General features: G+C 60.9%; 13 protein-coding genes. 8 read left to right on the plus strand and 5 right to left on the minus strand.

Annotation, left to right across the window (positions count from 1 at the left end; translation table 11 throughout):
- Nucleotides 1–176: 176 nt before the first annotated feature.
- The 7 genes from KI235_RS08395 to KI235_RS08425 all read left to right on the plus strand — a co-directional run bounded on the left by KI235_RS08395 (nt 177) and on the right by KI235_RS08425 (nt 8,231).
- Complete coding sequence (locus KI235_RS08395; RefSeq protein WP_003199204.1) at nt 177–704, plus strand: DUF2059 domain-containing protein; 528 nt, start codon at nt 177–179, stop codon at nt 702–704.
- 12 nt (nt 705–716) lie between these two features.
- Complete coding sequence (locus KI235_RS08400) at nt 717–1,016, plus strand: BolA family protein (protein ID WP_003199206.1); 300 nt, start codon at nt 717–719, stop codon at nt 1,014–1,016.
- A 317-nt stretch (nt 1,017–1,333) separates the two neighbouring features.
- Nucleotides 1,334–2,275: a rhodanese-related sulfurtransferase gene (locus tag KI235_RS08405; RefSeq protein WP_003199207.1), complete on the plus strand. Its 942-nt coding sequence runs from the start codon at nt 1,334–1,336 to the stop codon at nt 2,273–2,275.
- Nucleotides 2,276–2,311: 36 nt separating this feature from the next.
- Nucleotides 2,312–2,914 carry a DsbA family protein gene (locus tag KI235_RS08410; protein WP_172436066.1) on the plus strand — a complete coding sequence of 201 codons (603 nt, stop codon included), beginning with the start codon at nt 2,312–2,314 and terminating at the stop codon, nt 2,912–2,914.
- Nucleotides 2,907–4,733, plus strand: a complete 1,827-nt coding sequence (locus KI235_RS08415; protein ID WP_003199211.1) for an ABC transporter ATP-binding protein — start codon at nt 2,907–2,909, stop codon at nt 4,731–4,733. Before KI235_RS08410 ends, KI235_RS08415 begins: the two co-directional genes overlap by 8 nt.
- 190 nt (nt 4,734–4,923) lie before the next feature.
- A complete protein-coding gene (locus KI235_RS08420; RefSeq protein ID WP_003199213.1) occupies nt 4,924–7,383 on the plus strand; it encodes an EAL domain-containing protein in 2,460 nt (819 codons plus the stop codon).
- A gap of 44 nt (nt 7,384–7,427) precedes the next feature.
- Nucleotides 7,428–8,231: an iron-containing redox enzyme family protein gene (locus KI235_RS08425; RefSeq protein ID WP_013692551.1), complete on the plus strand. Its 804-nt coding sequence runs from the start codon at nt 7,428–7,430 to the stop codon at nt 8,229–8,231.
- A gap of 139 nt (nt 8,232–8,370) precedes the next feature.
- On the opposite strand, the gene KI235_RS08430 is transcribed toward KI235_RS08425, so the two are convergent.
- The 5 genes from KI235_RS08430 to KI235_RS08450 all read right to left on the minus strand — a co-directional run bounded on the left by KI235_RS08430 (nt 8,371) and on the right by KI235_RS08450 (nt 13,352).
- On the minus strand, nt 8,371–9,297 hold the full coding sequence (locus KI235_RS08430) for a GGDEF domain-containing protein (RefSeq protein ID WP_027912727.1): 927 nt from the start codon (nt 9,295–9,297) through the stop codon (nt 8,371–8,373).
- A gap of 355 nt (nt 9,298–9,652) precedes the next feature.
- The gene (locus KI235_RS08435) at nt 9,653–10,393 is read right to left on the minus strand and encodes a YciK family oxidoreductase (protein ID WP_013692552.1); all 741 of its coding nucleotides are present in this window, start codon (nt 10,391–10,393) and stop codon (nt 9,653–9,655) included.
- A 191-nt stretch (nt 10,394–10,584) separates the two neighbouring features.
- Complete coding sequence (gene mupP / locus KI235_RS08440) at nt 10,585–11,256, minus strand: N-acetylmuramic acid 6-phosphate phosphatase MupP (protein ID WP_038858815.1); 672 nt, start codon at nt 11,254–11,256, stop codon at nt 10,585–10,587.
- Between the two features lie 4 nt (nt 11,257–11,260).
- Nucleotides 11,261–11,959, minus strand: coding sequence for a bifunctional 2-polyprenyl-6-hydroxyphenol methylase/3-demethylubiquinol 3-O-methyltransferase UbiG (gene ubiG / locus KI235_RS08445; protein ID WP_003199224.1), 699 nt, complete (start codon nt 11,957–11,959; stop codon nt 11,261–11,263).
- Nucleotides 11,960–12,020: 61 nt separating this feature from the next.
- On the minus strand, nt 12,021–13,352 hold the full coding sequence (locus tag KI235_RS08450) for a TRZ/ATZ family hydrolase (RefSeq protein WP_003199225.1): 1,332 nt from the start codon (nt 13,350–13,352) through the stop codon (nt 12,021–12,023).
- A gap of 106 nt (nt 13,353–13,458) precedes the next feature.
- Between KI235_RS08450 and mtnA the strand changes: the two genes are divergently transcribed.
- Complete coding sequence (mtnA, locus tag KI235_RS08455) at nt 13,459–14,535, plus strand: S-methyl-5-thioribose-1-phosphate isomerase (RefSeq protein ID WP_212795638.1); 1,077 nt, start codon at nt 13,459–13,461, stop codon at nt 14,533–14,535.
- Nucleotides 14,536–14,627 lie beyond the last annotated feature (92 nt).

Raw genomic sequence — 14,627 nt, forward strand, 5'->3', positions numbered from 1 at the left:
AAGGGCTGAATGCGCAGTTTAGGCCCAGATGGGCGGCGCCGGTTCCCTCAATCTAGGAGCGATGGGTTCGGCCCGTCAATCGGACCCGGCAAGCATCGGGGTTGAGGCCCAGCGTTTTTTAGGCGCAGAATGGTCGCCCTTGGGGTTTTACCTCGCCTGTAATGAAAGGAAACTCGATGACCCGTCTTCGTGCCATCTGTACCGCAGTTGCTCTGGTGTGTGCCAGCGGCCCTGTTTTCGCCGATACCGCCAGCCACAACGCCAGCGCCGAAGCGTTCCTGACCCTGGCGCACGCTGACAAACTGGGCACTCCGGTATACATGCAAGTGCAGCAGATGTTTGCCCAGCGCTTTGAACAGACCAAGGCCCCTGAGTCGAAAAAAGCCACCCTGGAAACCTACCAGGCCAAGGCCAATGCCGCGTTGGACCAAGCCATCGGCTGGAACAAGCTCAAGCCAGACATGGTCAAGCTCTACACCAGCAACTTCAGCGAATCTGAGCTCAAGGACCTGGTCGCTTTCTATCAATCGCCACTGGGCAAGAAAGTCCTGGAAAAAATGCCGCAGCTGACCCAGCAATCGGCCCAACTGACCCAGGCCAAGCTTGAAAGCGCGGTACCGGTGGTCAACAAGCTGCTGGCGGACATGACGGCCGAGCTCGAGCCAAAAGGCGCCGCCCCTGCCCCTGCCAAGAAAAAGCCGTAAGCGGAGCCTGGTATGAGCATGCAACAACGCATCGAATCGACACTCGGGCTCTTGCAGCCCGAGTATTTGCAAGTGCTGGATGAAAGCCACATGCACAGCCGTGGCCTGCAGACCCACTTCAAGGCCGTGGTGGTCAGCCAGCAGTTCGAAGGGCTCAATCGCGTCAAGCGCCACCAGAAGGTCTACGGCACGCTGGGCGAGCTGATGGGTGAGTTCCATGCGTTGGCGCTGCACACCTACACCCCCGAAGAATGGGCGCAGATCGACGCGGCCCCGGCTTCGCCGACGTGTGCCGGTGGCAGCAAGCACTGATTGGGCTGCGGTGGATGGCAAAGCCTTGAGTTTGTGGGAGCAAAGCCCTATGGGAGTGAGCACCTGTGGGAGCAAAGCTTGCTCGCGATGAAGTTGATGCGGTCTCTCAAAAACCGAGGTGTCCGCATCGCGAGCAAAGCTTTGCTCCCACAGGGCCTTGCTCCCACAGAGTGATCCTCACGGCACTGTTGCGCACAGCAATCGCTGTCTGCACCCCTCCTGTTTTTTGTTAGAATCCGCAACGCGCCGCTCACTCGGCGCGTTTTTTTTCGCATCCGGTTCACCCTTTACGAGGGTAGCCACCTGGAGAAACACCCATGGCACAACCCATTGTCGTGGCGGCACTGTATAAGTTCGTCACCCTGGAAGATTATGTCGAGCTGCGTGAGCCCTTGCTCAAGGCCATGCTCGACAACGGCATCAAAGGCACGTTGCTGATCGCCGAAGAAGGCATCAACGGCACGGTCTCCGGCACTCGCGAAGGCATCGACGGCCTGCTGGCCTGGCTCAAGAACGATCCGCGCATGATCGACATCGACCATAAAGAGTCGTACTGCGATGAGCAGCCGTTCTACCGCACCAAGGTCAAGCTCAAGAAAGAAATCGTCACCCTCGGCGTCGAAGGCGTGGACCCTAACAAGCAGGTCGGCACTTATGTCGAACCGCAGGACTGGAACGCGCTGATCAGCGATCCGGAAGTGTTGTTGATCGACACCCGTAACGATTACGAAGTGTCCATCGGCACCTTCGAGGGCGCCATCGACCCCAAGACCACCAGCTTTCGTGAATTCCCTGAGTACATCAAGGCCAACTTCGACCCGGCCAGGCACAAGAAAGTCGCGATGTTCTGCACCGGCGGCATTCGTTGTGAAAAAGCCTCCAGCTACATGCTCGGCCAGGGTTTCGACGAGGTCTATCACCTCAAGGGCGGCATCCTGAAATACCTCGAAGAGGTCCCCCAGGAAGAAACCAAGTGGCGCGGCGACTGCTTCGTGTTCGACAACCGCGTGACTGTTCGCCACGACCTCAGCGAAGGGGACTACGATCAATGTCACGCTTGTCGTACCCCGGTAAGCGTAGAAGACCGCGCCTCGGAGCACTATGTGCCTGGCATCAGTTGCCCGCATTGCTGGGATAAACTGAGCGAGAAGACCCGTCGCAGCGCCATCGACCGGCAGAAGCAGATCGAGTTGGCCAAGGCTCGCAACATGCCGCACCCGATCGGCTACAACTACAAGCAAACATCTTCAGAGGCTTGAACCATGGCGTCACGCCTGCTCTATGTGATGGACCCGATGTGCTCCTGGTGCTGGGGCTTTGCGCCGGTGGCCGAGGCGTTGGTAGAGCAGGCGCATGCCGCGGGGGTGGAGTTGCACCTGGTGGTGGGTGGTTTGCGCACTGGCAGCGGTTCGGCGCTGGAGCCGACCACCCGTCGCTACATTCTTGAACACTGGCAGGCGGTCACCCAGGCCACCGGCCAGCCTTTCAAGCTCGAAGGCGCATTGCCGGACGGTTTTGTCTACGACACCGAGCCTGCCTGCCGGGCTCTGGTGACGGCCCGCAGCCTGGCCCCGGACCTGGCCTGGAAGTTGGTGAAGTTGATCCAGCAGGCTTTTTATGTGCAAGGCCGCGACGTGACCCACGCCAGCGTGCTGGTGGAGTTGGCCGAACAGGCCGGGCTGCCCCGCATCGAATTCGCCGCGGCCTTCGACCGCGCCGACCAACATGCGGCCACCGCTGCGGATTTCACCTGGGTACAGGACCTGGGCATTGCCGGATTCCCCACACTGTTGGCCGAGCGTGATGGGCAGTTGGCCTTGTTGACCAACGGTTACCAGCCCCTGAGCCAACTGTCGCCTTTGCTGGGCCGCTGGCTGGAGCGCGCGACCTGTGCCTGACCGGCCGCCAGATACATCGGCCTCGCAGCGCATCGACCGGTTGAGTTGGGCGGAAATCCGTCGCCTGGCCCTCAAGCATAAAAAAGCCCTGTGGATCGCCAACGGCGTGGCCGTGCTGGCGACGCTGTGCAGCGTGCCGATCCCGTTGCTATTGCCGTTGCTGGTGGATGAAGTCCTGCTGGGGCATGGCGATGCGGCCCTGAAAGTCATGAACCAGGCGTTGCCCATGGGCTGGCAGCGCGCGGCCGGCTACATCGGGCTGATGTTGCTGGTAACCCTGGCCCTGCGCTGTGGCGCATTGCTGTTCAACGTGGTGCAGGCGCGCTTGTTCGCCCGGTTGGCCAAGGACATCGTCTATCGCATTCGCATCCGGTTGATCGAACGTCTCAAACGAATTTCCCTGGGCGAATACGAAAGCCTGGGCAGCGGCACCGTGGCGGCCCACCTGGTCACCGACCTGGACACCCTGGACAAATTCATCGGCGAAACCCTCAGTCGTTTCCTTGTGGCGATGCTGACCCTGGTGGGCACCGCCGGGATCCTGGTGTGGATGCACTGGGAGCTGGCGCTGCTGATCCTGCTGTTCAATCCGCTGGTGATCTACGCCACGGTGCAGTTGGGCAAGCGGGTCAAGCACCTCAAGAAACTGGAGAACGACAGTACCTCGCGCTTCACCCAGGCCTTGACCGAAACCCTGGATGCCATCCAGGAAGTGCGCGCTGGTAACCGCCAGGGTTACTTCCTTGGCCGCTTGGGAATGCGCGCCAAGGAGGTCCGTGATTACGCCGTGAGTTCGCAGTGGAAGACCGACGCCTCGAACCGCGCCAGTGGTTTGCTGTTCCAGTTCGGCATCGATATTTTTCGCGCGGCGGCCATGCTCACCGTGGTGTTTTCCGACCTGTCCATCGGCCAGATGCTGGCGGTCTTCAGCTACCTCTGGTTCATGATCGGGCCGGTCGAGCAACTGTTGAACCTGCAGTACGCCTATTACGCCGCTGGCGGTGCCTTGAACCGGATCAATGAACTGCTGGCCCGGGCCGACGAGCCCCAGTACACGGGCGTTGTCGATCCGTTCAAGGGCCGTGACACGGTGGGCATCGAGATCCAGGGGTTGAGTTTCGGCTACGGCGAGGAGTTGGTGCTCAACCAGTTGAACCTGTCCATCTCGCCGGGCGAGAAAGTCGCCATCGTCGGGGCCAGCGGCGGCGGCAAGAGCACCCTGGTGCAGTTGTTACTGGGGCTGTACACGCCGCAATCGGGCAGCATTCGTTTCGGTGGCGCCACGCAGCAGGAGATCGGCCTGGAGACCATCCGGGAGAATGTTGCGGTGGTGTTGCAACATCCGGCGCTGTTCAACGACACGGTGCGGGCCAACCTCGCCATGGGCCGTGAGTGCAGTGACGACGACTGCTGGCGGGCTCTGGAAATCGCCCAGCTCGATGCCACCGTACGGGCGCTGCCCCAGGGCCTGGAGAGCGTCGTTGGACGTTCCGGGGTGCGGCTTTCGGGCGGACAGCGTCAACGGCTGGCTATCGCTCGCATGGTATTGGCCGATCCGCGGGTGGTGATTCTCGACGAAGCCACCTCGGCACTGGACGCTGCCACCGAGTACAACCTTCACCAGGCATTGGCGCGTTTTTTGAGCGCACGCACCACGCTGATCATCGCCCACCGGCTCTCGGCGGTGAAGCAGGCCGATCGGGTATTGGTGTTCGACGGTGGGCAAATCGCCGAAGACGGCGACCATTTGCAGCTGATTGCCGAAGGTGGCCTGTACGCCCGACTCTATGGTCATTTGCAACAGATTCAGCAGCCTTGAGTTTCTAGCGCTTTTCTGCGCTTAGTATCGGAAAAAAAGCAGGCAAACACGCCGATTTTTCTGAATTCCACGCAAAGTCTGTCGATCTGTTCATCCATTCATTCGAAGGGTCGAAAACTAGCCTAGGCTATTGAGTCAGGAGCGGAATTCTGGCGGGTGTTCATCCGGCAATACCTGTGCAAGGGACCTCATGAAGCAAAAGCAGACTCTCGGAACACCACGGCTGCTGGGCATCGTCTGGCCCTTTATCGCCGTCGTGCTATTTCAGGCATTGCTTGGCGGCGTCAGCCTTTACGTGCTGTCCGCCGTTCGCGGCTATGTGGCGGGGGAGAGTCTCTGGTCCAAGGGCCAGAAAGACGCCATCTATTACCTCAATCTCTACGCCGACAGCCGCGACGAGGCGATTTTCCGCAAATACCAGCAAGCCATCGCCGTCCCCGAGGGCGGCCATGAACTGCGGGTGGCGCTGGACCGCAAGCCGCCGGATCTCGAAGCCGCACGGGCCGGGATTCTCCAAGGTGGCAACCATCCTGATGACGTGTCCAGCGTGATCTGGTTGTACCTCAATTTTCGCCACTTCAGTTACCTGGAAGAAGCCATCGATCTCTGGACGGTGGGCGACGGCTACCTGATCGAGCTGGATAACGTCGCCCGGCAGATGCACAGCAGCATTGCCGCAGGCCAGGCGTCGGAAGTGGATATCCGCGGCTGGAAGGCCCAGATATTTGCGATCAACGATTCCGTTACCCCGGCTGCCAAGGCATTCAGCGACGCACTGGGCGAGGGCTCGCGTTTTATCCTGCGGCTCCTGCTGGTGACCAATTTCGCCACTGCCCTGGGATTGATCGTCCTGGCGTTGTTGCGCACCCATAAACTGCTCGCCCAGCGGCAGGTGTTCGCCAACGCGCTGCAGATGGAGAAAGAGCGGGCGCAGATCACCCTGCAATCCATTGGCGACGGGGTCATCACCACCGACGTCGAGGGCGCCATCGCCTACATGAACCCCGCTGCCGAAGCGATGACCCATTGGAAAGCCGAACACGCCACGGGCTTGCCCCTGGCGGCGCTGTTCAATTTGCTCGATGACAATGCCCAGACCGAGGGGCTGACCCTGATCGAGCACATCCTCAGCGGTCGGCTCAGCGGTGCCAGCGAACATTCCAAACTGATCCAGCGCCTGGATGGCAGTACCGTGTCGGTCACCCTGGTGGGCGCGCCAATCCGTCATGCGGGCAAGGTCAGCGGCGCTGTGCTGGTGTTGCATGACATGACCCAGGAACGCCAATACATCGCCAACCTGTCGTGGCAGGCCACCCATGACGCCCTGACTGGCCTGGCCAACCGCCGGGAATTCGAATATCGCCTCGAGCAGGCCTTGCACAACCTCACTCGCCAGGTCGGGCGCCATGCCTTGATGTTTCTCGACCTGGACCAGTTCAAGCTGGTCAACGACACCTGCGGCCATGCAGCGGGTGACGAATTGTTGCGCCATATCTGCGCCTTGCTGCAATCAGGGCTGCGGGAAAACGACACCCTGGCCCGGCTGGGCGGGGATGAGTTCGGGATCTTGCTGGAGAACTGTTCGCCGGAAGCGGCGGAAAAGATTGCCGAAGGGCTGCGCCAGACCGTGCAGAACCTGCACTTTGTCTGGAAGGGCCGGCCGTTCGTGACCACCGTGAGCATCGGCCTGGTGCATATCGCCCAGACGCCGACGACCCTCGAGGCGTCCCTGCGGGCTGCCGACATGGCCTGCTACATGGCCAAGGAAAAGGGCCGCAACCGGGTCCAGGTCTATCATGCCGACGACTCGGAGCTGTCCCTGCGTTTTGGCGAAATGGCCTGGGTCCAGCGCTTGCACATGGCCCTGGAGGAAAATCGCTTCTGCCTCTACGCCCAGGAAATCGCCGCGTTGGGCCCGGGCGAGCATGGTGGCGGGCACATTGAGATCCTGCTACGCCTGCATGACGAAGCCGGGCGGATGATCCTGCCGGACAGCTTCATTCCCGCGGCGGAACGCTACGGCCTGATGACCTCCCTGGACCGTTGGGTGGTGGAGAATGTCTTCAAGATCATCCGCCAGTGCCTGAATGATTCGCGACAGGGGCCCATGGCGATGTGTGCGATCAATCTGTCAGGCACAACGATCGGAGATCAGGCGTTCCTCGATTTCCTGCGTAAACAGTTCGCGGCCTACTCGATTCCGCCGGAAATGATTTGTTTTGAAATTACAGAAACCAGCGCTATTTCGAATTTGGGTAGTGCGATCCGCTTTATCAATGAACTCAAGAGCTTGGGATGTTACTTCTCGCTGGATGACTTTTGCGCCGGAATGTCTTCATTCGCTTACCTGAAACATTTACCTGTAGACTTCCTGAAGATCGACGGGAGTTTCGTAAAGGATATGCTGGACGACCCGATTAACCGTGCAATGGTCGAAGTGATCAATCACATCGGCCACGTCATGGGTAAGCGCACGATTGCCGAGTTTGTTGAAACCGCCCAGATCGAGCAGGCATTGCTGGAAATAGGGGTGGATTACGCTCAGGGGTATGTGATCGAACGCCCGCAATTGTTTACCTGCGACACGTTGCAATGTCGGCCGGCCCGGCCCCAGCCGTTGTTATTCAAGGCCCCCGGCACGTTCCGCTGAACCTCTTGTTGATCCGGAAAATCACAATCAAAAGGAGCCCGACAGTGATCGACACATTCAACCGAACAGGCCCGCTCATGGACGCCACGAGCTATCCGAAATGGGCACAGCAGCTCATTACCGATTGCAGCGAGAGCAAGCGCCGGGTTGTCGAACACGAACTGTATCAGCGCATGCGCGACAACAAGCTCAGCGCCAGGACCATGCGCCACTACCTCATTGGTGGTTGGCCGGTCGTCGAACAGTTCGCTTTATACATGGCACAGAACCTCACCAAGACCCGCTTTGCCCGCCACCCCGGCGAGGACATGGCGCGTCGCTGGCTGATGCGCAACATTCGTGTCGAACTCAACCATGCCGACTACTGGGTCAACTGGAGCGCCGCCCATGGCGTGACCCTGGAAGACCTGCAAGCCCAGCATGTGCCGCCTGAGCTGCATGCCTTGAGCCACTGGTGCTGGCACACCAGTTCCTCGGATTCGTTGATCGTGGCCATCGCCGCGACCAACTATGCGATTGAGGGGGCCACGGGAGAGTGGTCGGCGCTGGTGTGTTCCAGCGGTGTCTACGCGGCCGCTTTCGCCGAGGAAGACCGCAAGCGGGCCATGAAGTGGCTGAAGATGCATGCCCAGTACGACGATGCCCATCCTTGGGAAGCCCTGGAAATCATCTGTACGCTGGCGGGGATGAACCCAAGCAAAGCCCTGCAAACGGAGCTGCGCCAGGCCGTGTGCAAGAGCTATGACTACATGTACCTGTTCCTGGAGCGTTGCATGCAACTGGAGCAGTCGGAGACGGTGAGCAAGTCTTCATCCACCCGCGAGCGCCTGGCACTGGCGGAAAGCTGATTTGCATCGCTGCGAATAAGTAACCCAGTGTGGGAGCGAGTCTGCTTGCGAAGAGGTCTGGACAGTCAACGGGGAGGTTGACAGCCAGATCGTCATCGTCGGATCGCCGCCCGGAGCAAGCTCGCTCCCACCATTGTTTTCAGCCTGCCATTGCCAGTCGATTACGTCCTTCGCGCTTGGCCACGTACAGTGCGCTGTCAGCCCTGCGCAGCAGGCTTTCCGATGATTCCCCTGGTAGCAGGGTGGCGCAACCCAGGCTGACCGTCAGCTCGATCCTTGTGCCTGCGGCGAAATAATCCTGGGTCTGGGCGGCATAACGCAGCCGTTCACCGACCATGGCCGCAGCATCCCGGCTGGTATTGGCCAGCAGGATCAGAAATTCTTCACCGCCGAACCTGAACACCATGTCCACGTTGCGCAGCTGGCTCTTGATCGACTCGGCCACGGCCTTGAGCACTTCGTCGCCAACGCCGTGACCATGGCTATCGTTGATGCGCTTGAAATGGTCGATGTCGAGCATCAGCACCGACAAGGGCTGCGAATGACGCTTGGCCATGTCGATCTCACGCATCAGCGTCTGGTCCATGGCAATGCGGTTGCCGGTACCGGTCAGCGGATCGCGCAGGGCGCTCTGGGTCGCGGCGCGATAGAGCAGTGCGTTGCGCAGTGGATACAGCAGCGTCGACATGATGGATTCAAGGTCGCTCTGTTCCGCTTCAGTGAAGCGCTGGTTGCGACGGAATACCAGTTCACCCAGGTGTTCGCCTTCATGGCTGAGGTTATAGCTGAGGGTGTGATGCCCGCGTTGCCCGAACTCCAGGCGCAGATCACTGGCTTTGTGCTGGTAGGCCAACGCATCCAGGGGCACCAGCCGCTGGACTTCCCGGAAAAACAGGCCGAGGATTCGCTGTGGCTCCAGGCTGGTCTGCAGCTGCTGGCTCAGTTGCTGGCGCAATTGCGAAAGACTGACGGAGTGTGCCGCGAGCGGCGATGGCTGGCCAAGACCCAGACGCTGCAATTTGGCGCTGTCGAAGTCAATCGCGTTGATCTGGGTGGGCGTTTTCATATTGGCGTTAGCCCCTAAGCTAAATCTGTCCTGGCAGGTTGGGTGTGGCGGCTTTGGGCTGCGCGTCGTACTGGTCCTTCAGTCCCGTAGGACACTGATTTGAGTTTAGTCTGCTTTCCCTGGCAGGCATAAGTCTCGTCTCAACGTCCATTACTTGCCGAACATGGCATGTTTGAGGAAGTTTAGAGCGAAAGTCGTGCCATTCGGTTCACTTCAATAAAAACCGATTGAAAATCAATGAATTGGTAGAAAGATACGGCAGTCCTGGCGACGTGGACTTGGCGGTTCGCCTCGCTGGGCATCGACCCAAGGCCCGTACCGCGACGGTAAATCGTCGCGACACGGGCCGGGCTCACTATTGCGCGTTGAACGCCTGGCCGTTGACGCCGGAGCTGTCCGGGCCCATGAGGTACAGGTAGACCGGCATGATCTCCTCGGGCGTCGGATTGTTGAGCGGGTTTTCCCCCGGGTAGGCCTGGGCGCGCATGCTGGTGCGGGTGGCGCCGGGGTTGATGCTGTTGGCGCGCACGGCGGCGACGGTGTCGACTTCGTCGGCCAGGGTCTGCATCAGTCCCTCGGTGGCGAACTTGGACACGCCATAGGCGCCCCAATACGCCCGGCCCTTGCGCCCGACGCTGCTGGAGGTGAATACCACGGACGCATCCTTGGACAGCTTGAGCAGGGGCAGCAAGGTGCTGGTGAGCATGAACATCGCGTTGACGTTGACGTGCATCACCCGCATGAAATTCTCACCGGACAACTGTTCCAGGGGGGTACGCGGGCCGATGATCGAGGCGTTGTGCAGCAGGCCGTCCAGATGACCGAACTCGGTTTCGATCATGGCCGCCAGTTCATCGTACTGATGAGGCAGCGCGGTTTCGAGGTTGAACGGGATCACCGCTGGCTGCGGATGACCGGCCGCTTCGATTTCATCGTAGACCTGGGTCAGGTTGGCTTCGGTCTTGCCCAGCAGCAGCACGGTGGCGCCATGGGCGGCGTAGGCTTTCGCGGCAGCGGCACCGATCCCGCGGCCGGCGCCGGTGACCAGAATCATCCGGCCATTGAGCAGATCGGGGCGGGCGGAATAATCAAACATAAAAAAACCTCAACAAATCAATCTGTTGGCAGAAGCTGTAGTGTCAGGGGATTGAGCCCCGCCATTGGAAGCAGGCTGTGGGAGCAAAGCTTGCTCGCGAAACAGGCGCCTCGATTTCTGGACGACCGCATCGCCTTCATCGCGGGCAAGCCTTGCTCCCACATAAATTCCTTCATCACAAGACAGTCATATCAGCACCCGCACAGCGCGTTATCCAGCACCTCGCGCAGTGCCGATGGGTGATCGATCACCACATCCGCGCCCCAGTGCCTGGGGTTGTCGTCCGGGTGGATGTAGCCATAGGTCACCGCACACGTCTTGGTGCCGGCGCTGCGACCGGACTCGATGTCCCGCAGGTCATCACCCACGAACAGCACGCTGGCCGGGTCCAGGTCGAGCAGCTTGCACGCCAGGGTCAGTGGTTCCGGGTCCGGCTTGCTGTTTTTCACATGGTCAGGGCAGATCAGCACTTTCGAGCGTTCGGCCAGGCCCAGTTGCTGCATGATCGGTTCGGCGAAGCGCACCGGCTTGTTGGTGACCACGCCCCAGATCAGGTTGGCCGCTTCGATATCGGCCAGCACCTTGGCCATGCCGTCGAACAAATGGCTGTGGACCGCGCAACCCTTGAGGTAGCGGTCGAGGAACTCCTGACGCAGTTCCTCGAACCCCGGTGATTCCGGGTCCATGGAAAAGGTCACAGCGACCATCGCCCGGGCACCGCCGGAAATCTCGTCGCGAATGTGCTGCGTGTTCATCGGTGGCAAGCCACGGTCGGCGCGCATGGCCTGGCAGATGGCGATGAAATCCGGCGCGGTGTCGAGCAGCGTGCCGTCCATGTCGAAGAGAACCGCTTTGAGACGCATCGACTTACTCCTCGCGCAGGGTCTGGATCATGTAGTTGACGTCGACGTCGGCGGCCAGCTTGTAGTGCTTGGTCAGCGGATTGTAGGTCAGGCCAATGATGTCCTTGACGGTCAGCCCGGCCGCACGGCTCCAGGCGCCCAGTTCGGAAGGGCGGATGAATTTCTTGAAGTCGTGAGTGCCGCGAGGCAGCAGCTTCATGATGTATTCGGCGCCGACGATGGCGAACAGGTAGGCCTTCGGGTTGCGGTTGATGGTGGAGAAAAACACCTGGCCGCCCGGCTTGACCATGCGGAAGCAGGCGCGGATGACCGACGACGGATCCGGCACGTGCTCGAGCATTTCCAGGCAGGTGACCACGTCGAATTGGCCGGGCATTTCTTCGGCCAGGGCTTCGGCGGTGATCTGCCGGTATTCCACGCTGACGCCCGACTCCAGCTGATGCAGTTGTGCAACCGCCAGTGGCGCTTCGCCCATGTCGATGCCCATCACCGTCGCCCCGCGCTGGGCCATGGCTTCGCTGAGGATACCGCCGCCACAACCGACGTCGAGCACCTTCTTGCCAGCCAGGTTGACCCGTTCGTCAATCCAGTTGACCCGCAGCGGGTTGATGTCGTGCAGCGGCTTGAATTCACTTTCGCGGTCCCACCAGCGATGGGCCAGGGCTTCGAATTTGGCGATTTCGGCGTGGTCGACGTTGCTCATGTGCAGATCCTCGAAAAGCTTGAAAAATCAGGTGCCCCGAGCCGTGGCTCAAGGGGCGTGGTTATTCGTTGTGGCCGCTGATGCGGCGACCCCAGGCCTGGGCCGTGGCGATCAGTCTTGATTCGTCCATGCGGGTCAGTCGGCCATCTTCCAATAGCGGCTTGCCGCCCACCCACAGGTGTTTTACGCAATCGCGCCCGGTGGCATAAATCAGTTGCGACACCGGGTCGTAGATCGGCTGCTGGGCCAGGCCCGACAGATCGAAGGCCACCAGGTCGGCGGCCTTGCCGACTTCCAGCGAGCCGACTGTCGCTTCGATGCCCAGCGCCCGGGCGCCATTGAGCGTAGCCATGCGCAGTGCCCGATGAGCATCCAGGGCCGTGGCGGAACCGGCGACGGCCTTGGCCAGCAGGGCGGCGGTGCGGGTTTCGCCGAGCAGATCCAGGTCGTTGTTGCTCGCCGCGCCGTCGGTGCCGAGGGCGACATTGACGCCGGCCTGCCACAGGCGCTCCACCGGGCAGAAACCGCTGGCCAGCTTCAGGTTCGATTCCGGGCAGTGGATCACGCTGCAATTGCTTTCTACCAGCAAGGCCTGGTCTTCGTCGCTGATTTGAGTCATGTGCACGGCCTGAAAGCGTGGCCCCAGCAGGCCAAGTCGTCCCAGGCGCGCCAGCGGTCGCTCCGCTGTGTTATCCACAGCCTGCTGCACTTCGAAGGCGGTTTCGTGAACGTGCATATGAATGGCCGCGTCCAGCTCCTCGGCGATCACGCGGATTTTCTCCAGGTTCTCGTCGCCTACGGTGTAGGGCGCGTGCGGACCGAATGCGACTTTGATCCGTGGGTGGTGCTTGAGGTCGCCAAACAGCTCGATGCCCTGACGAATGGCTTCGTCGGCGCTGGCGGCGCCGGGGATCGGGAAATCGAGGATTGGAATCGCGATTTGCGCACGAATACCACTGTCGTGGACACACTCGCTGGCGATCTTGGGGTAGAAATACATGTCGGAGAAGCAGGTGATGCCGCCCTTGATCTGCTCGGCGATTGCCAGGTCGGTGCCATCGCGCACGAAATCTTCATCGACCCATTTGGCTTCCGCCGGCCAGATATGCTGTTCGAGCCAGCTCATCAAGGGCAGGTCGTCGGCCAGGCCGCGGAACAGCGTCATGGCTGCGTGGCCATGGGCATTGATCAGGCCGGGGCTGAGCAGCATGCCGGGCAGCTCGCGGACCTGGGCGGCGTCACATTTGAGGGCTTCTGCCCGTGGACCGATGAACACGATGCAGCCGTCGCGAATGCCCAGGCCATGATCCTTGAGCACTACACCGGCGGGTTCGACAGGCACCAACCAGGTCGGCAGCAATAATAAGTCGAGCGCAACGGCAGGCTTGGGCATCGTGGAACGGTTCCATGGGGTATAAAGGATGGCGAAGTATACCCGAGCGTCTTCGCGGAGGGATCGCTATAATCGGCGGCTTTTGTTCATGAGTACGGGGTGAAGGATGCGCGATCGACTATTGGCTGCGGAGAAGGTGAAGGCCATCGATTGGCGTGATGGCGTCCTGTACCTGTTGGACCTGCGTGTCTTGCCGTTCGAGGAAAACTGGATCGCCTGCACCTGTGCCGCCGATGTGGCCGAGGCCATTGGCTCGCTGGTGGTGCGCGGCGCGCCGGCCATCGGCATCAGCGCGGCTTATGGTGTGGTGCTGGCGGCGCGGGCCAGGATGGCCGAGGGCGGTGACTGGCAAGCGGCGCTGGAGGCTGATTTTGCCTTGCTGGCCCAGGCCCGGCCGACAGCGGCGAACCTCTTCTGGGCGCTGGATCGGATGCGCGACCGGTTGGGACGCTTGAAAGAGCACACCGAGCCGCTGGCGGTGCTTGAGGCTGAAGCCATCGCGATCCACGAAAGTGACCGCGAAGCCAACCTGACCATGGCCCAGCTCGGTGTCGACCTGATCCGCAAGCACCAGGGCAACGCCCAGGCCATCCTCACCCACGGCAACACCGGTGCCCTGGCGACTGGCGGCTTCGGCACGGCCTTGGGGGGCATCCGTGGCGCGTATATCGAAGGCATGGTGGAGCGCGTCTATGCCGACGAAACCCGTCCATCGCAGCAAGGCTCGCGCCTGACGGCGTGGGAGCTGGCCCATGAGGGCATCCCAGTGACCCTCAACGCCGATTCCGCCGCTGCCCACATCATGAAGACGAAAGGTGTGACCTGGGTGATCGTCGGTGCCGACTGCATCACCGCCAATGGCGACGTGGCGAACAAGATCGGCACCTATCAACTGGCGGTCTGTGCCATGCACCATGGCGTGCGTTTCATGGTGGTGGCGCCGAGTTCGACCATCGACATGAGCCTGGCCAGCGGTGATGACATTCCGCTCGAGGAGCGCGATGGGCGTGAACTGCTGGAAATTGGTGGTAAGAGGCTTGGCGCGGAGGTGGACGCCTTCAACCCGGCGTTCGATGTCACTCCGGCGGATTTGATCGACGTCATCGTCACGGAGAAGGGCATCATCGAGCGCCCGGACACCGCCAAGCTGGCGCAGTTGATGTGTCGCAAGCGGTTGCATTGAAGGCCTTTTGGTGTCTGATCCACCGCCATCGCGAGCAGGCTCGCTCCCACAGTGGATAGGAGGTGTGTCTGAAATTTCAGACACAAAAGATC

It is taken from the genome of Pseudomonas sp. St386 (genome assembly GCF_018325865.1).
GTDB classification, from domain to species: Bacteria; Pseudomonadota; Gammaproteobacteria; order Pseudomonadales; family Pseudomonadaceae; genus Aquipseudomonas; species Aquipseudomonas brassicacearum.